This window comes from Angustibacter sp. Root456, assembly GCF_001426435.1.
Lineage (GTDB): Bacteria > Actinomycetota > Actinomycetes > Actinomycetales > Angustibacteraceae > Angustibacter.
On the sequence record NZ_LMER01000020.1, the window covers coordinates 384,201 to 404,806 of the forward strand.

20 protein-coding genes, 1 tRNA gene and 1 pseudogene are annotated in these 20,606 nt (G+C 71.6%); 11 read left to right on the forward strand and 11 right to left on the reverse strand.

Translation table 11 applies throughout. From position 1 onward, the window contains the following. From ASD06_RS19200 to pruA, 3 genes and pseudogenes are all read right to left on the reverse strand, one after another. Positions 1-318, reverse strand: a pseudogene (locus tag ASD06_RS19200) (ABC transporter substrate-binding protein); the annotation flags it as partial. A 59-nt stretch (positions 319-377) separates the two neighbouring features. After that, the gene (locus tag ASD06_RS16565) at positions 378-1,901 is read right to left on the reverse strand and encodes an aminopeptidase P family protein (RefSeq protein ID WP_082538149.1); all 1,524 of its coding nucleotides are present in this window, start codon (positions 1,899-1,901) and stop codon (positions 378-380) included. A 254-nt stretch (positions 1,902-2,155) separates the two neighbouring features. Then, the gene (pruA, locus tag ASD06_RS16575) at positions 2,156-3,820 is read right to left on the reverse strand and encodes an L-glutamate gamma-semialdehyde dehydrogenase (RefSeq protein WP_056680209.1); all 1,665 of its coding nucleotides are present in this window, start codon (positions 3,818-3,820) and stop codon (positions 2,156-2,158) included. 268 nt (positions 3,821-4,088) lie between these two features. Between pruA and ASD06_RS16580 the strand changes: the two genes are divergently transcribed. Further along, positions 4,089-4,508, forward strand: coding sequence for a VOC family protein (locus tag ASD06_RS16580; protein WP_056680212.1), 420 nt, complete (start codon positions 4,089-4,091; stop codon positions 4,506-4,508). Between the two features lie 11 nt (positions 4,509-4,519). Further along, positions 4,520-4,924, forward strand: a complete 405-nt coding sequence (locus tag ASD06_RS16585) for a DUF4440 domain-containing protein (RefSeq protein ID WP_056681170.1) — start codon at positions 4,520-4,522, stop codon at positions 4,922-4,924. 332 nt (positions 4,925-5,256) lie between these two features. On the opposite strand, the gene ASD06_RS16590 is transcribed toward ASD06_RS16585, so the two are convergent. Then, a tRNA-Leu gene (locus ASD06_RS16590) sits at positions 5,257-5,339 on the reverse strand. Positions 5,340-5,539: 200 nt separating this feature from the next. On the opposite strand from ASD06_RS16590, the gene ASD06_RS19855 reads away from it, so the two are divergent. From ASD06_RS19855 to pknB, 7 genes are read left to right on the forward strand one after another with little or no spacing between them, the layout of a single operon-like run. Continuing rightward, a complete protein-coding gene (locus tag ASD06_RS19855; protein WP_056680215.1) occupies positions 5,540-6,322 on the forward strand; it encodes a DUF3662 and FHA domain-containing protein in 783 nt (260 codons plus the stop codon). Further along, positions 6,319-6,810, forward strand: coding sequence for an FHA domain-containing protein (locus ASD06_RS16600; protein WP_056680218.1), 492 nt, complete (start codon positions 6,319-6,321; stop codon positions 6,808-6,810). The genes ASD06_RS19855 and ASD06_RS16600 overlap by 4 nt, the downstream gene beginning before the upstream one ends. A 6-nt stretch (positions 6,811-6,816) precedes the next feature. Beyond that, positions 6,817-8,217: a PP2C family serine/threonine-protein phosphatase gene (locus ASD06_RS16605; protein ID WP_056680221.1), complete on the forward strand. Its 1,401-nt coding sequence runs from the start codon at positions 6,817-6,819 to the stop codon at positions 8,215-8,217. Further along, positions 8,217-9,599 (forward strand): FtsW/RodA/SpoVE family cell cycle protein, encoded by a 1,383-nt coding sequence (locus tag ASD06_RS16610; RefSeq protein WP_056680224.1) that lies wholly within the window; start codon positions 8,217-8,219, stop codon positions 9,597-9,599. Before ASD06_RS16605 ends, ASD06_RS16610 begins: the two co-directional genes overlap by 1 nt. Continuing rightward, positions 9,596-11,050, forward strand: coding sequence for a penicillin-binding protein 2 (locus tag ASD06_RS16615; protein WP_056680227.1), 1,455 nt, complete (start codon positions 9,596-9,598; stop codon positions 11,048-11,050). The genes ASD06_RS16610 and ASD06_RS16615 overlap by 4 nt, the downstream gene beginning before the upstream one ends. Continuing rightward, on the forward strand, positions 11,047-12,492 hold the full coding sequence (locus tag ASD06_RS16620) for a protein kinase (protein WP_056680230.1): 1,446 nt from the start codon (positions 11,047-11,049) through the stop codon (positions 12,490-12,492). The genes ASD06_RS16615 and ASD06_RS16620 overlap by 4 nt, the downstream gene beginning before the upstream one ends. A 51-nt stretch (positions 12,493-12,543) precedes the next feature. Continuing rightward, positions 12,544-14,355, forward strand: coding sequence for a Stk1 family PASTA domain-containing Ser/Thr kinase (pknB, locus tag ASD06_RS16625; RefSeq protein ID WP_056680233.1), 1,812 nt, complete (start codon positions 12,544-12,546; stop codon positions 14,353-14,355). A 63-nt stretch (positions 14,356-14,418) separates the two neighbouring features. Here the strand turns inward: pknB and ASD06_RS16630 are convergent, their stop codons facing one another. The 4 genes from ASD06_RS16630 to ASD06_RS16640 are packed head-to-tail and all read right to left on the reverse strand — an operon-like array spanning position 14,419 to position 16,670. Next, entirely contained in the window at positions 14,419-15,051 is a 633-nt protein-coding gene (locus tag ASD06_RS16630) for an aminodeoxychorismate/anthranilate synthase component II (RefSeq protein ID WP_056680236.1), read from the reverse strand. Beyond that, positions 15,048-15,206 carry a hypothetical protein gene (locus tag ASD06_RS19465; protein WP_200942269.1) on the reverse strand — a complete coding sequence of 53 codons (159 nt, stop codon included), beginning with the start codon at positions 15,204-15,206 and terminating at the stop codon, positions 15,048-15,050. Before ASD06_RS19465 ends, ASD06_RS16630 begins: the two co-directional genes overlap by 4 nt. A 10-nt stretch (positions 15,207-15,216) precedes the next feature. Continuing rightward, positions 15,217-15,915 (reverse strand): class E sortase, encoded by a 699-nt coding sequence (locus ASD06_RS16635; RefSeq protein ID WP_235502373.1) that lies wholly within the window; start codon positions 15,913-15,915, stop codon positions 15,217-15,219. Further along, positions 15,912-16,670 carry a DUF881 domain-containing protein gene (locus ASD06_RS16640; protein WP_200942270.1) on the reverse strand — a complete coding sequence of 253 codons (759 nt, stop codon included), beginning with the start codon at positions 16,668-16,670 and terminating at the stop codon, positions 15,912-15,914. The genes ASD06_RS16635 and ASD06_RS16640 overlap by 4 nt, the downstream gene beginning before the upstream one ends. A gap of 39 nt (positions 16,671-16,709) precedes the next feature. On the opposite strand from ASD06_RS16640, the gene crgA reads away from it, so the two are divergent. Continuing rightward, positions 16,710-16,958 carry a cell division protein CrgA gene (gene crgA / locus ASD06_RS16645; protein ID WP_056680239.1) on the forward strand — a complete coding sequence of 83 codons (249 nt, stop codon included), beginning with the start codon at positions 16,710-16,712 and terminating at the stop codon, positions 16,956-16,958. A 187-nt stretch (positions 16,959-17,145) separates the two neighbouring features. On the opposite strand, the gene ASD06_RS16650 is transcribed toward crgA, so the two are convergent. Together ASD06_RS16650 and ASD06_RS16655 are read right to left on the reverse strand one after the other, a co-directional pair. Continuing rightward, positions 17,146-18,024 carry a rhomboid family intramembrane serine protease gene (locus tag ASD06_RS16650; RefSeq protein WP_200942274.1) on the reverse strand — a complete coding sequence of 293 codons (879 nt, stop codon included), beginning with the start codon at positions 18,022-18,024 and terminating at the stop codon, positions 17,146-17,148. A gap of 31 nt (positions 18,025-18,055) precedes the next feature. Further along, positions 18,056-18,580, reverse strand: a complete 525-nt coding sequence (locus ASD06_RS16655) for a peptidylprolyl isomerase (RefSeq protein ID WP_056680242.1) — start codon at positions 18,578-18,580, stop codon at positions 18,056-18,058. Between the two features lie 154 nt (positions 18,581-18,734). Here ASD06_RS16655 and ASD06_RS16660 point away from each other — a divergent pair, with 154 nt between their 5' ends. After that, positions 18,735-19,559, forward strand: coding sequence for a hypothetical protein (locus ASD06_RS16660; RefSeq protein WP_056680245.1), 825 nt, complete (start codon positions 18,735-18,737; stop codon positions 19,557-19,559). Positions 19,560-19,647: 88 nt separating this feature from the next. Here the strand turns inward: ASD06_RS16660 and ASD06_RS16665 are convergent, their stop codons facing one another. After that, complete coding sequence (locus tag ASD06_RS16665; RefSeq protein WP_056680248.1) at positions 19,648-20,499, reverse strand: alpha/beta fold hydrolase; 852 nt, start codon at positions 20,497-20,499, stop codon at positions 19,648-19,650. Positions 20,500-20,606 lie beyond the last annotated feature (107 nt).

Here is a 20,606-nt window from a genome sequence, read left to right on the forward strand (position 1 = left end):
GGCCTTACCGGTGTCGGTGGCCAGGTCGCCCACGAGCTCGCCGGCGGCCTTGTTGTCCGCGCTGATCTTGTAGGCGGTCAGGGTGCGGGTGAGGAAGCCCGACAGGAACGCCATGTCCTCGCCGGTGTAGGTGCGCTGCGGGTCGACGTGGTCGAGCTGCTGGTTGAGCGACAGGATCGTGAGCGTGCCACCGGTGCGGGCCTTGTCGCCCGACGCATCGGACGACCCTGTCTTCCCTTGACTGCTGCAGCCGACGAGCGCGAGCGCTGCCGCTGCGGCCAGGCTCCCTCCGCGTACGACCGCACGGGGCATCTGCATGGGCACTCCATCCTGATCGGGTTGGTGTAGAGCGGTCACCGGACGTTCGCCGGAGACGGTCAGGGCAGCAGCTCACCCATCCACGCCTCGATGGCGTCGGGGCTGCGGGGTAGACCGGCGGACATGTTGCGGGCGCCGTCATCGGTGACGACGAGGTCGTCCTCGATGCGGATGCCGATGCCGCGCAGGTGCTCGGGAAGTCGCAGGTCGTCGGCCTGCAGGTACAGCCCGGGCTCGACGGTGAGGACGTGACCGGGCTGGATCTCGCCGTCCAGGTACTGCTCGGCGCGGGCCTGTGCGCAGTCGTGGACGTCGAGCCCGAGCATGTGGCCGGTGCCGCAGAGGGTCCAGCGGCGGTAGATCGTCGAGCTGGGGTCGAGGGCCTGCTCGGCCGAGCACGGCAGCAGGCCGAGGTCGGCCAGGCCGTGCGCCATCACGTTCATCGCCGCGTGGTGGAAGTCGCGGAAGGCAGCGCCGGGGCGCACGGCCGCGATGCCGGCGTCCTGCGCCGCGCGCACGAGCTCGTACAGCTCGCGCTGCAGAGGCGTGAACCTCCCGCTCACCGGCAGCGTGCGCGTGATGTCGGCGGTATAGAGCTCGTCGGTCTCCACACCCATGTCCAGGAGCAACAGGTCGCCGTCGCGAACGGCACCGTCGTTAGCGATCCAGTGCAGCGTCGTGGCATGTGGTCCGCCGGCCACGATGCTGGTGTAGCCGACGTCGTTGCCCTCGAGCCGCGCGCGTCGCCAGAAGGTGCCCTCGATCCACCGCTCGCCACGCTCCAGCCCTCGGCTGGCGGGCAGCTCCGCGACGACGTCTCGGAATCCTCGGATCGTGCTGTCGACGGCCGCTTGCAGCTGAGTCAGCTCGAACGGGTCCTTCACCAGCCGCAGCTCCGACAGCGTCGCCGCCAGCTCTTGGTCGAGGCCGTCGAGGCTGGCCTGGCTGAGGCTGGCGCGAGATCGGACGTCGCCGGCCGCCGCCTCCACCCGCGCGTCGACCCCGCGTCGTACTCGGGTCGGCGCTGGGCTGCGCAGCAAGCCGGGCAGCTCGTCGACGTGGCGGCACTCGATGCCCAGCTCGGCCATCGACTCCGCCAGCGAGGGACGTCGGCCCGCCCAGAAGTCGCCGTACTGCCGGTCGCGCCAGAACTCCTGCGACACCTCACGCTCGGCTCGGGGGCGCAGGAACAGGATCGCGTCGTGGCCACCGGCGGTGGGCTCGAGCACCAGCACGCAGTCCGACGTCTGGTCTCCGGTGAGCCAGACGTAGTCCGAGTGAGGGCGGAACCGGAAGTCCTGGTCGTTCGACCGGGCCAGGTACGAGCCCGACGGCACGACGACGCGCTCACCCGCGAACTGCTCGGACAGCCGCGAGCGCCGCTTGGCCGCCCAGACAGCGACCTCACGCGGCCCGCCATCCGGCGTCGCCGGGGTGGCCCAGTCGTCGGCCATGAAGCGCTCGAGCGCCGCACTGACCGGCAGGTCGTGGCTGCCGGTGTGCAGCTGCGTCGACGCTTCTGCCTCGTCTCCCTCAGAGGGGATCGCCGTCGTCTCAGTCGTTGGCTCGATCACATGTGACATGCTACTGAGCCAGGCCGAGTCGTCAATGACGTTCCGGAAATCTGTGGACGAAGAGGGTGTCCCTGCGGCTCAACCCTGGGCTGGCGCCACCGCAGCGGCGGCGTTCAACGCCTGGAGGTCGCGCAGGCAGTCTTCGCTGCGGTAGGGGTCGCACCGCGAGCAGCGCGGTTGCGCGCAGGTGATGCACGGTCGCAGGGCCTCACCGCAGAGGCAGTGCTCGACGTCCGGGTGTGCGCTGGTCGGGCCCTGGAGCATCACGGTGCGAATCCCCCCGTGCGCTCGGCCGCCGCGGGCGCCATGTGCGGGTAGCGGTAGTCCGTGTCGGCGACGAACGTCTCCTTGATGGTGCGCGTCGACGTCCAGCGACGCAGGTTCTCCGCCGACCCGGCCTTGTCGTTGGTACCCGACGCGCGCCCCCCGCCGAACGGTTGCTGACCGACGACTGCGCCCGTGGGCTTGTCGTTGACGTAGAAGTTGCCGGCAGCGAATCGCAGAGCCTGCCGGGCGGTGTCGACGGCCGCCCGGTCGCGGGCGAACACCGCGCCCGTCAGGCCGTAGGGGCTACCGGAGTCGACGAGCGCCAGGACGTCGTCGTAGGCGCCGTCGTCGTACACGTGGACCGACAGGATCGGGCCGAAGAACTCGCGCCGGAACACCTCGTGGGTCGGGTCGGTGCCGACCAGCAGGGTGGGCTCGACGAACCAGCCGACCCGGTCGGTGTAGCCACCACCCGCCAGCACCTCGATGCTGGGGTCGTGCCGGGCCCGGTCGAGCACCTCGGTGAGGCGCCGGTAGGCGCGCTGGTCGATGACCGCACCCATGAACGTGCTGAAGTCACGCACGTCGCCCATGGCGATGCTACGGATGTCGTCGACCAGGGCGTCCTTCAGCCGCGCCCACACACTCGCGGGGATGAACGCGCGGGAGGCGGCCGAGCACTTCTGGCCCTGGTACTCGAAGGCCCCGCGCACGAGCGCGGTGCGGAGCCGGTCGACGTCCGCACTGGGGTGGGCGACGACGAAGTCCTTCCCGCCGGTCTCGCCGACCAGCCGCGGGTAGGACGAGTAGGTGTCGAGCCGGGTGCCCACCTGCTTCCAGAGCTGACGGAACACCTCGGTCGACCCGGTGAAGTGGATCCCGGCCAGCCGCCGGTCGGACAGCACCACATCGGAGACCTCGGGCCCGGGCCCGGGGAGCATGTTGATGACGCCCGGCGGCAGGCCGGCCTCGGTGAGCAGCTGCAGAGTCAGGTCGGCGGCCAGCAGCTGGGTGGTCGCCGGTTTCCAGACGACGGCGTTGCCCATCAGCGCGGGTGCCGTGGGCAGGTTGCCGGCGATCGCCGTGAAGTTGAAGGGGGTGACGGCGTAGACGAAGCCCTCGAGGGGCCGGTGGTCGAGGGTGTTCCACGTGCCGGGCGAGCTGGCGAGCGGCTGCTCGGCGAGGATCTGGCGGGCGAAGTGGACGTTGAAACGCCAGAAGTCGGCCAGCTCGCAGGCGGCGTCGATCTCCGCCTGGTGCACGGACTTCGACTGCCCGAGCATCGTGGCCGCGTTGATCCGCGCGCGCCACGGGCCGCAGAGCAGGTCAGCGGCCTTCAGCAGGACGGCCGCCCGGGTGTCGAACGGCGCCTCGCGCCACGCGGCCGCCGCGTTCACCGCGGAGTCGATGGCCCGCACCGCTTGGTCGGGGCTCGTGACGGAGGCCGTGAGCAGCCGCGTGTGCCGCTCGTGCGGCTGGGTGACCGTCAGTCGCTCGTCGCTGACGTGCTCGACGCGCCCGTCGATGACAGGGCCCACGTCATGGCTGCCGGAGGCCAGACAGTCCAGCTCGCGGCGCAGGGCGGCCGCGCCGGGGCTTCCTGGTGCGTAGGTCCGCACTGCTTCGTTCACCGGCTGGGGTGGGGCGGTGACGGCGTCCATGGGCTCCTCATCTCGGCGGCCAGGCATTGCGTCGTGCAATGTACAACCTTATAGGCCACGGCGACGACCCCTACGATCTGGATCTGATCACCGGGTGCCCCCGTCAGCTCGCCGTCCGATGAGCTCTGAGCGCGTCGTCGCGGCCACCTGGCTGTCGTGGCGGGGGCGAGCCGCGCTGGCCGTTCGCCCACGGGGCGCAGCCGACCCTGCCGTTCGCGNGAGAGCAAATGCGTTGCGGCGCAGTGCCGCCGGCTGCGACGGTCTGCCGATGGGACTCGCCGTTCAGTGCCTCGACATCGACGCCGCCGACCCGCAGACGCTTGCCACGTGCTGGCAGCAGGCGCTGGGCTGGCGCCGCACGCGCGACTCCGACGCGGGGGTGGTGCTCGAGCCACCCGAGGGCTCGCTGGAGGACGGCGTGGTCCCGGACCTGCTGTTCAATCGTGTCCCGGAGGCCAAGGCGGGCAAGAACCGGCTCCATCTCGACCTTCGACCCGACGACCAGGACGCGGAGGTCGCCCGGCTCATCGCCCTCGGGGCTGACCGCGTGGACGTCGGGCAGCCGGACGACGTCGCATGGGTCGTGATGTCGGACCCGGAGGGCAACGAGTTCTGCGTGCTGCCGCCGTTGACGCCCGACCAGCGGGCCGAGCTGCAGAGAATCCGCGACGCTCGCCGCCTCTCGTGACCCCGCTCCACGTGACCGACGACGAACGCGCGATCGACGACCTGGTCCGGACCTTCTTCGCCGCGTTCACGCAGGGCCCGGACCTGAGTGCGCGCCTCGACCAGCTGGCCGGCCTGTTCCTGCCGGAGGCGCTCATCGTGCGCACCTGTGGCGCGGTGACCACCTACGACGTCGCCGAGTTCATCGCGCCCCGCCGTGAGCTGCTGACCAGCAGCCGCATCGCTGGCTTCCGTGAGTGGGAGGTGGCCGGCACCACCCAGGTGTACGGCGACGTGGCGCATCACTGGTGCACGTACGCCAAGGCCTGGACCGAGGGTGGCGTGGCGGTGACCGGCGCCGGCGGCAAGACGATGCAGTTCGTGCGCATCGGCTCGGGCTGGAAGATCAGTGCGGTCGCGTGGGACGACGAGCGCTGACGCGACCGCCAGCAGCCCTACCGGTCATGGATCGCCGCGCGAGAGCTGTCGCAGCGATGGCCGTGGCTGCAGGACGCCGACCGGCCGTCACACCGGCATCACCTGCGAGACGTCGATCCTCCCGTCGCGCACTGCAATGGCCGGATGTGGCTCGCCCTTGCGGCTTGTGTGCGACCGCGGCCACTGAGCTGCTCGCCGGTGACCATGTCGAGGGTTGCTCCCGCTTGTCGAGGGGTACAACCCTCGGCAAGCGGAGTGTCGCCCACTGAACGTGATCAGCGTCAGGGCAGCGAAAAGCCCCGGGACCAGAGGCTGGCCGCCGGGGCTGTGCGTGCGCGAGGGGGGATTTGAACCCCCACGCCCTTTCGGACACTGGCACCTGAAGCCAGCGCGTCTGCCGTTCCGCCACTCGCGCATGAACTTCGTTCGCCCAGCCGTGACCGAGCCCCGAAGTTCGCCGCTCAGGCTAGCACGGACGGGCGATGATCCTGTCCCCGGCTAGGATTGAGCGCAGGCCAGGCCAGCGCCCGCGACTGGACGCTGCGCCGCGCCCGGCGGCGGTCAGCCCGATCCGCGGTCGTCCCAGTCAGTGAGCGAGCGCGAAGGAGGTGCTGCGTGGGGGTGTTCGACCGGTTCGAGAAGGGCATCGAGCGAGCCGTGAACGGCGCGTTCGCCAAGGCGTTCCGCTCCGAGGTCCAGCCCGTCGAGATCGCGAGCGCCCTGCGACGCGCCGCCGACGACCGGGCCGCGGTCGTGGGCCGTGGCCGCACGCTCGTCCCCAATGCCTTCGTCGTCGAGCTCGGGTCCACCGACCACGACCGCCTCTACGACTACGCCGACGCGTTGGCCGAGGAGTTCGCCGCCAACCTGCGCGAGCACGCCGAGCAGCAGGGCTACGCCTTCGTCGGCCCGGTGACGGTGGAGTTCGAGGAGGTGCCCGACCTCGACACGGGCGTCTTCCGGGTGCGGGCAGCCACCGTGAAGGGACGCACCGAGCGCGGTCCCTCACCCGCACCGATCCCCCGCGATCCCGAGACCGGCCCGGGCGTGCTGCGACCCCCGATGCACGCCGACCCGGGCCCGGTCACGCAGACCACCCCGGCCAGGCGTCCGTGGCTGGACGTCGACGGCCAGGCGTACCCGCTCGTCGGGAGCATCACCGTGATCGGCCGGGGCGACGACGCCGACATCGTGCTCGACGACCCGGGTGTGAGCCGCAAGCACGCCGAGATCCGGGTGACCGCCGACGGTCCGCACCTGGTCGCCTCCGTGCGCGACCTCGGCTCGACCAACGGCACCTTCGTCGACACCCAGCGCATCACCGCCACGCAGCTGGTCGAGGGGTCGACGATCATGCTCGGCCGTACCCGTGCCGTCTACCGCAGCGGAGAACGATGAGCGAGCTCACCGTCACCGTCGTCCGGCTGGGACTGCTCGCAGTCCTGTGGGTGTTCGTGTTCTCGGTCGTGGGCGTGCTGCGCGGAGACCTGTTCGGCACGAAGGTCAGCCAACGCAGCGCACCACGCCCGGCGCCCGGGCCCCAGTCCGCCCCGTCCGGCCCGTCCGGCCGCCGCGGGCAGCGCACGAGCCGGCGCACGCCGTCGCACGTGCTGGTCTCCGAGGGGCCGCTCAAGGGCACCACGATCACCTTGGGCCAGAACTCCGTGCTCATCGGGCGCAACCCGGAGTCGACGCTCGTCCTCGACGACGACTACGCGTCCGGCCGCCACGCACGCATCTACCCGGAGAACGGTGAGTGGTTCGTCGAGGACCTCGGCTCCACCAACGGCACGTTCTCCGGCACCCAACGCCTCACCTCGCCGCTGAAGCTGCAGGTGGGCTCCACCCTGCGGATCGGCACCACGGTCCTCGAGCTGCGTAGGTAGCCGCCGATGCCCATGGCCTTCCGGTTCGCGGCGCGCTCGGACATCGGGCTCGGTCGCTACACCAACAACCAGGACTCCGGCTACGCCGGGCCGCACCTGCTCGCCGTCTGCGACGGCATGGGCGGTCACGCCGCCGGTGACGTCGCGAGCTCGATCGCGCTGGGCCGGCTGGTCGCCCTCGACGGGGAGTCGCACGGCGGTGACGCCCTGACCCAGCTCGAGCGCACGCTGCACGAAGCCAACGCCGAGCTGCGCGAGCGTGCCGCGGGCGACCCGACGCTGCACGGCATGGGCACCACGGCGACGGCCGTGGTGCTGCACGGTCAGCGCATCTCGATGGCGCACATCGGCGACTCGCGGTGCTACCGCTGGCGCGACGGCGAACTCACGCGGCTCACCCACGACCACACGTTCGTGCAGAGCCTCGTCGACGAGGGCCGCATCACCGAGGAGGAGGCCGAGCGTCACCCGCAACGCTCGGTGATCACGCGCGTCCTCACCGGCCACCCGGACGACGAACCCGACCTGTCCGTGCGCGAGACGCGGGTGGGCGACCGCTACGTCGTGTGCTCCGACGGGCTCACCGGCGTCGTCCGTGACGAGACGCTCGCCGAGCTGCTGGGTGAGCACGACGACCCCGGCGCCTGCGCCGAGGCGCTCGTGAGCCTGGCCCTGCGCGGTGGTGGGGCCGACAACATCACCTGCGTCGTCGCGCACGTGGTCGACGCCGCCGACGCCCCGCCGAGCTCGGTGCCCGAGACCGTGGGATCGGCCGCCGTGCGCGCCGCCGCCAGCACCTCGCAGCCGCAGTCGCCAGCCGCCAAGGCAGCCGCACTCACCCGTCCGCAGCCCGCAGCCGACGACGACGTCGACGAGCCCGCGGTTGGACCCCCTGCCTCCAGCCGGCGGTGGACCCTGCGGGTGCTCGCCGCGCTCGTGGTGGCTGCCGTCCTCGGCGCCGGCGGGTACGCGGCGTACGCGTGGAGCCAGCAGCAGTACTTCGTGGGCGCGGCCGGCCAGAACGTGGCCATCTACCGCGGGCTGCCGCAGGACATCGGGCCGGTGCGGATGTCGCACGTCTACGAGCGGCAGGACGTCACGCTCGACCAGCTGCCGGAGTACTCCGCCGAGCAGGTGCGTGGCGGGATCACCGTGGCTGACCTCGGCGCCGCCCGCGACAAGGTGAGCGAGCTGCGCACGCAGGCCTGCTCGCAGAGCACACCCACGCCGTCCGCGACACCGACGACCACGCCGACGACCACGCCCACGACCACCCCGAACCCCACCGCGAGCGCCTCGGCGCTCCCGACCGCGTCGAGCGCCCCCAGCCTGACGCCGACCCCGACGGCCAGTCCCACGGCGAGCGCCAACGCGCCGGCCCCGAGCGACTGCGTGCAGGTGGGCTGATGTCGGTCGTCACCACCGTCGTGCCCCGCACCCGCCGTGGTGTCGAGCTGGTGCTGCTCGTGTTCGCCGTCGGCATCGTGCTGCTGGCCTACGCGAACGTCGGCCTCGCCGTCGACGGCACGCTGCCTCCGAGCCTGCTCACCTACGGGCTCGGGCTGATCGTGCTGGTGGGTGCCGTGCACCTGCTGCTTCGGTGGCGCGCCGCGTACGCCGACCCCGTGCTGCTGCCGATCGCCACCGTGCTCAACGGCCTGGGCCTGGTGATGATCCACCGGCTCGACCTCGCCGAGCAGCGCACGGGCGGTGGCATGGCGGCCCGTCAGCTGCTGTGGATGGCCGTCGGGGTCGTGCTGTGCCTCGCCGTGCTGTGGTTCGTGCGCGACCACCGGCGACTGCAGCGGTACACCTACACCGCGTTGGCCGCCGGTGTCGGGCTGCTGTTGCTGCCGCTGCTGCCGGTGATCGGCAAGAACATCAACGGCTCACGCATCTGGGTCGGCGTTGGGCCGCTGTCGTTCCAGCCCGGTGAGATCGCGAAGATCTGCCTGGCCATGTTCTTCGCCGGCTACCTGGTGCAGGCGCGCGACTCCCTGGCGCTGGTCGGGCGCCGGTTCATCGGCATCTCGCTGCCTCGCGGTCGCGACCTCGGCCCGATCCTCGTGGCGTGGGGCTTCAGCCTCGCGGTGCTCGTGTTCGAGCGCGACCTCGGCTCGTCGCTGCTGTACTTCGGCCTGTTCGTCGCGATGCTCTACGTCGCCACCGAGCGCAAGGGCTGGATCGCGATCGGCCTGGCGATGTTCGTCGCGGGCTCCTACGTCGCGTACCTGCTCTTCGGGCACGTGCAACAGCGCGTGCTGCTGTGGCTGCACCCGTTCTCCAGCAAGGCGTTGGAGGTCAGCGACCAGCTCGTGCGCGGCATGTTCGGGATGGCCGACGGCGGCCTGCTGGGCACGGGGCTGGGCCGCGGGCGTCCCGACCTCACCTACTACGCCGAGAGCGACTTCATCGTCCCCTCCTTCGCCGAGGAGATCGGGCTGGTCGGCCTGTTCGCGCTGCTGCTGCTCTACCTGCTGTTCGTCGAGCGGGGCCTGCGCACGGCGATCGGCGTCCGCGACGGCTACGGCAAGCTGCTCGCCACCGGCCTGGCGTTCACGGTGGCGCTGCAGTGCTTCGTGGTGGTCGGCGGCGTCACCCGGCTGATCCCGCTCACCGGCCTCACGATGCCGTTCCTGTCGGCCGGCGGGTCATCGCTCATCGCGAACTGGGCGATCCTGGGGTTGCTGCTGCGCATCAGCGACCAGGCGCGGCGCCCGGCCCCGGTCGTCCGCGCGGACGTGCTGACGGGTGATGACGCGCCCACCGAGGTGGTGAAGCTGCGGTGAACGCGCCCATCCGCCGGCTCGCCGCCGTCGTGCTCGTGCTCTTCGGTGGCCTGCTGCTGTCGTCGACGTACATCCAGTACGTCCAGGCGGCGTCGTTGCGTGACAAGCCGAACAACCGGCGCACGCTGCTCGAGAGCTACAGCCGCGAGCGCGGCCCGATCCTGGTGAGCGGGCGGCCCATCGCCCGCTCCGTGCCCAGTGACGACGACCTCAAGTACGTCCGCAAGTACTCCGAACCCGAGCTGTACTCGCACGTCACGGGCTACTACTCCTTCGTGTACGGCGCCGGTGCCGGGATCGAGCGGGCCGAGAACGACCTGCTCTCCGGCTCCTCGGACGCGCTGTTCTACCGCCGCGTGGTCGACGTGCTCACCGGCCGCGCGCCGCAGGGTGCCTCGGTCGAGCTCACCATCGACCCGAAGGTGCAGAAGGCGGCGGCCGACGCGCTCGGCGACCAGCGCGGTGCCGTGGTCGCCCTCGACCCGCGCACCGGCGCGATCCTCGCGATGGTCAGCCACCCGACGTACGACCCGAACCGGCTGTCGAGCCACGACCTCGCAGCGGTGTCGAAGGCCTACAAGGAGCTCAACTCCGCTGACGGCGACCCGCTGGTCAACCGGGCGATCGGTGGCAACCTCTACCCGCCGGGGTCGACGTTCAAGATCGTCACGGCAGCGGCGGCCCTCTCGAGCGGCAAGTACGACGAGAACTCCGTCATCCCCGGGCCGCCCTCGCTCGACCTGCCGCTGACGAGCACCGACCTGCCCAACGACTTCAGCGGTGCGTGCGGCCCCGGCGGCAAGGTCGACCTCACCCGGGCCCTGCAGATCTCGTGCAACACCGCGTTCGGCTACCTCGGCCTCCAGCTGGGTGGCAACGCGCTGCGCGAGCAGGCCCAGAAGTTCGGCTTCGGCGACCGGCTCACGGTGCCGATGCCGGTGACGCCCAGCCAGGTGCCGCAGGACATGAACCCCCCGCAGAGCGCGCAGGCGGCCATCGGCCAGTACGACGTGCGCGTGACGCCCCTGCAGATGGCCATGGTCAGCGCCGGCATCGCCAACCAGGGCGTGGTGATGTCGCCGTACATGGTGCAGACCGTGCGCAGCCCCGACCTCGACGTCATCGACCAGGCCGACCCACAGCAGCTGAGCCGAGCCGTTAGCCCCGACGTCGCGGCACAGCTGACGCGCATGATGGTGCGGGTCGTCGAGGCGGGCACCGGCACGAGGGCGCAGATCCCCGGCATCAAGGTCGCCGGCAAGACCGGCACGGCCCAGCACGGCAAGGGCCTGCCGCCGCACGCCTGGTTCACCTCCTTCGCACCCGCCGACGACCCCAAGGTGGCGGTGGCCGTGGTCGTCGAGGACGGCGGCAAGGCGGGCAACGAGGCCTTCGGCGGCAAGATCGCGGCGCCCATCGCCAAGGCCGTGATGGAGGCGGTGCTGCGATGACCGCCTCCCACCCCGAGCCCGGCCTGCGCGTCGGCGGACGCTACGAGCTCACGTCGCGGATCGCCGGCGGCGGCATGGGCGAGGTGTGGCGCGCCCGCGACGGCGTGCTGGGACGCGAGGTGGCCGTCAAGCTCCTGCGCCGCGAGTACGCCGACGACGAGACGTTCCTCGAGCGCTTTCGCGCCGAGGCGCGCCACGCGGCGTCGCTGTCGCACCCGGGCATCGCGTCGGTCTACGACTACGGCGAGGACGGCGGCACCGCGTTCCTCGTCATGGAGCTCGTCGAGGGCGAGGCGCTCTCACACCGGATCAAGCGTGAGGGCGCCCTGCCCACCGCGATGGCCGTGCCGCTGATCCAACAGGCTGCGGCGGCGCTGCAGGCAGCGCACGACGCCGGCGTCGTGCACCGTGACGTCAAGCCCGCCAACCTGCTGCTCACCGCCGACGACCAGGTCAAGATCACCGACTTCGGCATCGCCCGCGCCCGCGACCAGGTGCCCATCACCCGCACCGGTGAGGTCGTCGGCACCGCCCAGTACCTCTCGCCCGAGCAGGCGCTCGGGCGCCCGGCCACGCCGCGCAGCGACCTCTACGCGCTCGGGGTGGTGGCGTACGAGGCGCTCACCGGGCGCCGCCCGTTCGACGCCGACACCGTGGTGGCCACCGCCCTGGCCCAGGTGAACGAGCCACCCGAGCCGCTGCCGGACGACATCCCGCCGCAGGTCGCCGACCAGGTGCTGCGCGCCATGGCCAAGGACCCCGCCGACCGTCCGGTGAGCGCGGCGGCGTTCGGCACGGCCCTGGGCGCCGGGCTGAACTCGGCGATCCGGCAGGCCTGGGTCGACAAGCCCGCACGGGGCGAACGCAAGCGCGCCGCCGCGCCGGCGACTCAGCCCACCGCCGTCATGGCCGCCGCACGCACGAGCACCTCGCGGGCGATCACCGGGGCCACCCAGGTGGTCAGCGAACTGCCGCTCGGGCGTCCCCTGGTGCTCGGCGTGGTGGGCATCGTCGCGATCGCGGTGCTCATCGCCCTGCTCGCCAGCTCGCTGGGCGGGAGTCAGACCCCTGCGGCCGGGGCCACGGCGAGCCGCCCCCCGAGCCCCAGCACGAGCCGCACCCCGACCCCCAGTACGAGCCCCACCACGAGCACGCCGACGCCGACCCCCCCGGCGATCACGCTGAAGGCCTCCGACTACGTCGGTCAGAGCGCCACCACGGTGTCGAAGCGGCTCGAGGCGCTGGGGCTGAAGACCAAGACGGCCACCGTGCGCAGCTCACGCACCCGGGGCACGGTGACGGCCCTGGCGCCGCTCACCGGTCTGAACCAGGGCGACACCGTGACGCTCAGCGTCGCCGACGGCGTCTCCAGCCAGCCGGCGACGCAGTCCGGACCGAAGAAGAAGCCGGGGAAGGGTCATGGCCATGGCAAGAAGAAGTAGGCCGTCGGCCGCTGCCCGCCGCACGAACCGCACGACGACGAAGGGCTCGAAGTGAACGCGACACCCCGCCTGCTCGGCGGCCGCTACGAGATCGGCGACCTGCTCGGCCGCGGTGGCATGGCCGAGGTGCACCTCGGCCGCGACACCCGGCTCGGGCGCACGGTCGCGATCAAGATGCTGCGCTCCGATCTCGCGCGGGACCCCTCGTTCCAGGCCCGGTTCCGCCGCGAGGCGCAGTCGGCCGCCGGGCTCAACCACCCCGCCATCGTCGCGGTCTACGACAGCGGTGAGGAGCCCGCCGTCGAGGGCGGCGTCCCTGTGCCGTACATCGTCATGGAGTACGTCGAGGGCCGCACGCTGCGCGAGCTCGCCGCGCCGGGACGGCCGATGCCGTGGCGCGAGGCCCTCACCGTGATGTCCGGCGTGCTGGCGGCCCTCGCCTACAGCCACCGTGCCGGCATCGTGCACCGTGACATCAAGCCGGCCAACGTCATGGTGACGCCCACGGGCGACGTCAAGGTGATGGACTTCGGCATCGCCCGGGCGATCGCGGACTCCTCGGCGACGATGACGCAGACCCAGGCGGTCATCGGCACTGCGCAGTACCTCTCGCCGGAGCAGGCCCGCGGCGAGACCGTCGACGCGCGCAGCGACCTGTACTCGGCCGGGTGCCTGATGTTCGAGCTGCTCACCGGTCGGCCGCCGTTCGTCGCGGACTCGCCCGTGGCCGTGGCCTACCAGCACGTCGGCGAGCAGGCGCCCGCCCCCAGCTCGGTGGCGGACGACGTCCCGGACGCCGTCGACGCGATCGTGCTGCACGCCCTGCAGAAGGAGCGCGGCGGCCGCTACCAGACCGCCGACGACTTTCGCGACGACGTCGACGCCGTGCTGTCCGGACGCCGGATCAGCAGCGCGGCGCTGGGCGCTGTGGCTGGTGCGGCCGCAGCCGGGGCGGCCACCGAGGCTCTTGGTGCCGTGCCGGCGGCTGCCGCCACCACGACGCTGCCGGCAGCCGTACCCGAGGCCGCGATCCTGCCCGACAACGGCCGGGACGACGACGACACGCCGAACCGCACCGGCCTGTGGGTGCTGCTCGGCCTGCTGGCGGCTGCGCTCCTGGCCGTCGCGGTGCTCGTGCTGCCGGGCATGCTCGGATCCGGTGGCCCCGACACCCCGGTGGCGCAGAAGGTGGCGGTGCCGGACCTCAGCGGCAAGACGGTCGAGGAGGCCACCGCGGCCCTCAAGGCCAAGGGCCTCACGCTCGGCGAGCAGACCACCCGCGCCGACGACACCGTGCCGCAGGACCAGATCATCGAGCAGGACCCCGCGTCCGGCGCGCAGGTCGACGAGGGCACCGCAGTGGCGGTGGTGGTCTCGACGGGGCCGGAGTCGGTGGGAGTGCCCGACCTGGTCGGCAAGACCAAGGCCCAGGCCAAGGCCGCCCTGGAGCAGGCCGGTCTGCAGCTCGGCGACGTCACCGAGACCGACACCACCGAGCAGGAGAAGGGACGGGTCATGTCGAGCAACCCGTCGTCCGGTGACCAGGTCGCCAAGGACACCAAGGTGGCCATCGAGATCGCGAGCGGCAAGGTCAAGGTGCCGAACGTCATCGGTCAGCCGCTGGCCGATGCCACCACGACGCTCACTGACGCCGGCCTGAAGGTCAAGGCAGTGAAGTACGAGGTGAGCACCCAGCCTGAGGGCACGGTGACGTCCCAGACCCACCAGAACGACACCGTCGAGCAGGGCACCGTGATCGAGCTGGTGATCGCCAAGGCGGCACCGAGCACCCCCACCGAGACCGCGACACCCACCGAGACCGCCACGCCCACGCCCACGAGCACGGGGACACCGACGGACTAGACCCCGAGGCAGCACCGATCACAGGCGACGACCCCGGGGTGGCTCACCCCGGGGTCGTGGCTGTCACGAGCGCACGAGCGGCGCCAGCCCGTGCGAGCGCTCGACGGCGTCGGCGTCACCGCAGGTCGCCAACCAGTTCGCCAGGAGCCGGTGGCCCCCCTCGGTGAGCACCGACTCGGGGTGGAACTGCACGCCCTCGAGCGGCAGGTCGCGGTGGCGCACGGCCATGATCACGCCGCCGGGCGTCGTCCCGGTGACCTCGAGCTCGGACGGCACGGTGTCTGGCTCGATGGCGAGCGAGTGGTAGCGGGTGGCCGTGAACGGGTCGGACAGACCCGCGAGCACGCCGGCGCCCTGGTGGTGCACCAGGCTGGTCTTACCGTGCAGCAGCTCCGGCGCGCGGCCCACGACCGCACCGAACGCGACGCCCAGCGCCTGGTGACCCAGGCACACGCCCAGCAGAGGCTGGCTGCGCTCGGCGCACGCGTGCACCATGTCGACGCACACGCCGGCGTCCTCGGGTGTGCCCGGCCCGGGGGAGAGCAGCACGCCGTCGTAGGCGGCCGCCGTGTCCGTCGACACCTCGTCGTTGCGCACCACGTCGCACTGCGCCCCCAGCTGGGCGAGGTAGCCGACGATCGTGAACACGAAGCTGTCGTAGTTGTCGACGACGAGCACGCGTCGGGCGTCAATCACTGGTTCACCGTGCCGTCGTTGAACGGCGCGTACGGCGCCACTGCCGGGAAGACCCAGACGAAGAGCGCCGCCACGACCGCGACGAGCAGCACGACGCTGAGCAGCACTCGCACCGGCACCGGGCCGGGGAGGTGGTGCCAGATCCAGCCGTACACGCGAGTCTCCTCACTTCAGGACGTCGGGCACGACGCCCGCCGTCTTGGGGATCCGGCTCTCCAGCTCGCTGAAGACGACGTAGCGCTCCCGCGCCGAGAACATCGGGTGGCAGGCGGTCATGGTCATCATGCGCTTCGTGGGGGTGGCCTTGGGCTGCTCGGGCACCGGTGCGACGACGTCGACCCGGTCGGGCGTCACGATCTCGTGCCGCTGCACGTGGTAGACGAACCACGCCGTCGCGGTCTCGACGACGATCGGGTCGCCCGTTCGCAGCTCGGCGATCTGGTTGAACGGCTTGCCGTAGGTGACGCGGTGCCCGGCGACGGCGAAGTTGCCCACTGCCCCGGGATCGGCCGAGTCAGGGTAGTGGCCGACGCCGCGGTCGAGCACCGGCAGCTCGACACCCTGGATGATCGGGCGCACGTAGTTCTGGCCGAAGCGCGGAACGTGGATGAGCGCGAAGGCCTTGCCATCCGTGAGCTTCAGAGGCGGGTCGTCCACCGGCTTCGTCGGGACGGCCGTGGGGGTCGAGCCGGTGCGCGGCGACGGCTGCCAGGAGCTCTGCAGCTGGTGGGTCAGCTGATCCTGCACGCGGCTGGCCGTGATGTCGGTCCACCACAGCTGCCAGACGAGGAAGAGCAGCACGACGACACCGAGCGTCACCATCAGCTCGCCCAGGGTGCGGGCGGCTGTGCGCAGAGCGTTCACCGCACTTCCGCTTGCCGAACCACCGTGGCGTGCTGCATGAGCAGCGATCCCTCGTAGCCAGGCATGCGCACCGTCCCCAGCCGTTGCACCTTGTAACCCAACCCCACTGCGTCGACGTACTGGCGGTAGATCTGCAACGCCTCGGAGTTCTCGAGCGCCCGCTCCATCGCCGAGACGTCGCCGATCGCGGTGATCCGGTACGGCGGTGAGTAGACCCGGTCCTGCAGGATGAGCACGTTGCCCACACAGCGTACGGCGCTGGTCGAGATGACCCGCTGGTCCATCAGCATCATGGCCTCGGCACCGGCGCTCCACAGCGCGTTGACCACGGCTTGGACGTCCTGCTGGTGCACGACCAGGTCGTCGGGCTCGAAGCCGTCGGGCACCGTGCCGTCGTGCGAGGCGTCGTCCAGTTCGACCCGCAGCGCCGGGCCGCGCACGGGGACGGTGCCGGCCGCGGGAGCCAGCGCCGCCGCACGCTCGGTGAGCCGCTCGAGCTCCGAGCCGGCCGGGGCGGCCTGCTTGGACAGCCGCTCGACCTGCTCGCGCAGCTGGCCGACGTCCCGTTCCTGCACCTCCGCGCGATGCTGTTGCTCGCGGATCAGGTCGGCGGTGTCGGTGCGCCCCTCGGAGCGCAGGTCGGTGCCACGCGCCGTCTGGGCGCTCGTGGTGGCGAGCAGGCCGGCCAGGGCGAAGACCACAGGCGCGGCGACACCCCATCGCGAGAGCCGCACTCTTCGCAGGCCGGTCAGCACCCCACTACGCTAGACGACCAGCCGACCCTAGGAGTCACTGTGCCCGAGTCGAGGGCCCGCAAGAAGCCCGACTACACCCCGCCGCCGCAGCGGTCGACGGGAAAGAAGCAGAGCCCGTCGTGGTGGGCGCCCGTGATGGTGGCGCTGATGGTGATCGGGCTGGTCTACATCGTCGTGTTCTACCTCAGCCAGAGCCAGTACCCCATCGCGGCGATCGGCCCGTGGAACGTCGTGATCGGCTTCGGCGTGATCATGGCGGGCTTCATGATGTCGACGCGCTGGCGCTGAGCAACCTCTCCCGTTGTTGGGCGCGGTGGCACCCTGCTGCACTCCTATGGCAGTGGGGTGCCCCAGCGACCTCCCACGAGTGAAGTGATCTTCCCCAGACACTTGCTTACACGGGTGTGATTCCGTCCCCAGGGTGGGGAAAGACCTGTGGATAACCACAGTGGACGGCGGGAGGCAGCGTCCGCCGTCAGATGCCGACGGCTGTGGACAGCTTCCAGAGGCTGACGCCGGTCAGCAGCAGCAGGACGCCGATCGTCCCCGCGAGCTGCACGAGCGGCCGGTGCCTCGGCACGGGCGCCACCATCACCAGGCCCATGATCGCGCCAGTGACCAAGCCGCCGAGATGGCCCTGCCAGGCGACGTTGGGGATGACGAAGCCGAGGAAGAAGTTCAGACCGATCATCACGAGCAGCCCCTGGCTGGTGCCGCCGAGGTGCCGCTGCACCACCAGCAGCGCCCCAAAGAGCCCGAACACCGCACCCGAGGCGCCCACGACCCCGGCGTTCCACGAGAACGGGTTGGCCGGGTTCGCGAGCGCCAGGAAGCCGACCGACCCGCCGACGGCGCTCACGAGGTAGAGCGCGAGGAACCGCAGCCGTCCGAGCCGCTCCTCGAGGTAGGGCCCCACCTGGTACAGCACCAGCATGTTGAAGGCGATGTGCGGCAGGAAGCCGGTGGAGTGCAGGAAGGCCGAGGTGATGAACCGCCAGGGTTCGGCGTCCGCGAGCACGGGCGCGAAGGCGAAGCGCCGCGTGATGTCGCTGCCCGGCACGAGCTGCAGCAGGAAGACGACGACGCAGGCGGCGATCAGCCCCAGCGTGACCACGGGGCGGCCACCGCTCATGCGACCGCCGTACACCGTGCGTCCCCGCCGCACGCTGCGCGACTGCTCGCGGACGCAGTCGACGCACTGGACGCCCACCGCCGCCGGACGCTGGCACTGCGGGCACACCGGACGCTCGCACCGCTGACAGCGCACGTAGCTCACGCGGTCGGGGTGGCGGGGACAGACCGGCTCCGAGCCGGTCTCGGACGGCGCACCGCCCGGCAGCATCGCGTCGCTCACCGGGCGGCCTGCCTCGTCCTCAGGGTTCGGTTCAGCCGGCGTCGACGGTGACGCGCTCGATGACCACGGGCTCGACGGGCGCGTCGCCGGGGCCGGTGGGCACGGCGACGATCGCGTCGACGACCTCGCGGCTCGGCTGGTCGGCGACCTCACCGAAGATGGTGTGCTTGCCCTGCAGCCAGGTGGTCGGCTCGACGGTGATGAAGAACTGCGACCCGTTGGTGCCCTTGCCACCCACCTTGCCCGCGTTGGCCATGGCCAGCAGGTACGGCTTGGTGAAGCTCAGCTCGGGGTGGATCTCGTCGTCGAAGGTGTAACCGGGGCCACCACGGCCGTCGCCGCGCGGGCAGCCGCCCTGGATCATGAAGCCCGGGATGATCCGGTGGAAGGTCAGGCCGTCGTAGAACGGCTCGGTCTTGGCCTCGCCGGTGTCGGCGTCCTTCCACTCCTTCGTGCCGTCGGCGAGCCCGACGAAGTTGCGCACGGTGTTGGGCGCGTGGTCGGGGAAGAGCGTGACGTTGATGTCGCCCTTGTTCGTGTGCAGCGTGACGTTCATGCCGCCATCTTGGCACGGCGTGCGGCCGGTTCCGCACCGTGCACCGGTCGACTCGGGGCGCGCGCGGGCCAAGATCAGGGCAGGATGGGTGGCGCGGCGCGACGGGCCCGTCAGGTCTGCCGTCGCTGACCCACGATCACCTCAGGGAGGGCACGTGTTCAGGAAGAGCCGCACGGACCAGGCGAAGGCCCAGGTTCAGGACGCCGCCTCGACAGCCAGCCACCACCTGCGCGAGAAGGTCGCGCCCGTCGTCGCGGAGAAGGCCCGCGACGCCAAGGACTGGGCGACGCCGCACGTCGAGCGGAGCCTGGAGGCTGCCGCACCCAAGGTGGAGGCGGCGGTCGACAAGGTCAGTCCCGCGGTCGACGCGGCGCGCGACAAGATCGTGGACGACCTGCTGCCGCGGCTGGTGGAGGCGGTCAACGCCGCAGCCGCAGCGGGTGCGACCGCGGCGGCCGCCGGAGCCGCCGCCAAGGCCCGCAGTGGCGATGCGGTCGCGGTGCTCAAGGGCGACGCCGTGGCGAAGCCGAAGCGGCGCGGTCGCAAGATCCTGCTGTTCTCCGCGCTCGTCGCTGCAGTGGGCGCCGCCGTGGCCGTGTTCAAGAAGCAGCAGCCGCGTGAGGACCCGTGGGCCGTGCCTGCCGGCACCTACCCGTCGACGTCCTCGTTCGGCTCCAGCAGCACGAGCTCGACGGGCTCGTCATCGAGTGCCTCCGCGCTCGGCTCGGGTGCCGCGAGCAGCACGCTCGACGGCCCTGGTGCGGGCGAGGCCGAGGTCGCGGGTCTGACCCCCGACTCCGCTGCGGCCGCCGAGGCCATCGCTGAGTCCGCGGGCGAGGACGCCTCGTCGGGCGAATCATCCACGTCCGCGAGCTCGTCGTCCGATGACGCGCCGCGCCCCACCGAGCCGAGCACCAACCCGCCCGGCTCGGCCGCCAAGAAGGCAGCGCCGAAGAAGTCCTCGCCGCCCAAGAGCTGAGCGAGCCGCGCCACATCGCACAAGTGGCCCATCCGGAACCGTCCGGGTGGGCCACTTCTGCGTTGTCGTTCAGCCGAGCGCTGCGGTGTCAGGCCATGAAGTCGTTGAGGACGGCGGCGAACCGCTCCGGCTCCTCCAGGTGCGGGAAGTGCCCGGCGCTCTCGAACACCTCGACGCGGACGTCCGTGAACGCCGTCCGTGCCCGTTCGGCGTGACCGGCGGGGATGAGCCGGTCGCGAGCGCCCCAGACGACGAGCGTGGGCACGGCGATGGCCTCGGCCAACCGGTCGTGGGCGCTGATCGACTGGCCGCCGGTGTCGATGACCGCGCGGGTGGTGGCGAGGAAGGCGCGCCGGCTCTCGGCGTCCGAGAGCGACGCGAAGCTCTCCCAGGCGATGCGAGCGTCGGCGCCGGCTCGCCACCCGGTGAGCGACAGAGCGCGCCCCACCGTGTCGACGCCGCCGCGCACCAGGGGCGAGGCCAGCACCGGCAGCACCCACTCGGCTCCGGGCAGCGTGGCCGAGCGCAGCAGTGGGCTGACCGTGCGGCCGAGGCCGCCGCTCGCGACGAGGGCGAGCCGGTCGACGCGCTCGGGGAACAGGTAGCAGAGCTGCATCGCGATGCCGCCGCCGAGCGAGTGCCCGACCAGCGTGACTCGCTCGACGTCGAGGCGGTCGAGCAGGTCGCGCAGCGTGGCCGCGTGGGCGCCGAGCGAGTAGTCACCACGCGGTTTGTCGGACATGCCGTGGCCGAACAGGTCGGGCACGATCACGCGGTGGTCCTCGTCGAGCCGGTCGACGAGGTGGGTCCAGTTGCGGTGCGAGCCCAGCAGGCCGTGGATGAACAGGACGGCGGAGCCGTGGCCGCTGTCGATGAACGACAGCGCGTGCCCGTGGATCGTGACCGTCCGGACGTCGTGGGTGCTGTCTTCGAGACTCACCTGAACCACCTACGGGTCCTCCCGTTGCCGGAGCCCCTGCTCTGGTTACCTACTGAACAGTAACCGGCGGCGGCGCCCCGCGCGCAGCGTCTGCGTCAGGAGTGGCT

What these genes read in the sequence shown, in the direction of transcription:
- ASD06_RS16610 (WP_056680224.1), top strand. Translation starts at nt 8,217, where the DNA reads ATGTCGGTCGTCACCACCGTCGTGCCCCGCACCCGCCGTGGTGTCGAG.
- ASD06_RS16580 (WP_056680212.1), top strand. Translation starts at nt 4,089, where the DNA reads ATGGGACTCGCCGTTCAGTGCCTCGACATCGACGCCGCCGACCCGCAG.
- ASD06_RS16605 (WP_056680221.1), top strand. Translation starts at nt 6,817, where the DNA reads ATGCCCATGGCCTTCCGGTTCGCGGCGCGCTCGGACATCGGGCTCGGT.
- pruA (WP_056680209.1), bottom strand. Translation starts at nt 3,820, where the DNA reads ATGGACGCCGTCACCGCCCCACCCCAGCCGGTGAACGAAGCAGTGCGG.
- ASD06_RS16655 (WP_056680242.1), bottom strand. Translation starts at nt 18,580, where the DNA reads ATGAACGTCACGCTGCACACGAACAAGGGCGACATCAACGTCACGCTC.
- ASD06_RS16565 (WP_082538149.1), bottom strand. Translation starts at nt 1,901, where the DNA reads ATGTCACATGTGATCGAGCCAACGACTGAGACGACGGCGATCCCCTCT.
- ASD06_RS16620 (WP_056680230.1), top strand. Translation starts at nt 11,047, where the DNA reads ATGACCGCCTCCCACCCCGAGCCCGGCCTGCGCGTCGGCGGACGCTAC.
- ASD06_RS16600 (WP_056680218.1), top strand. Translation starts at nt 6,319, where the DNA reads ATGAGCGAGCTCACCGTCACCGTCGTCCGGCTGGGACTGCTCGCAGTC.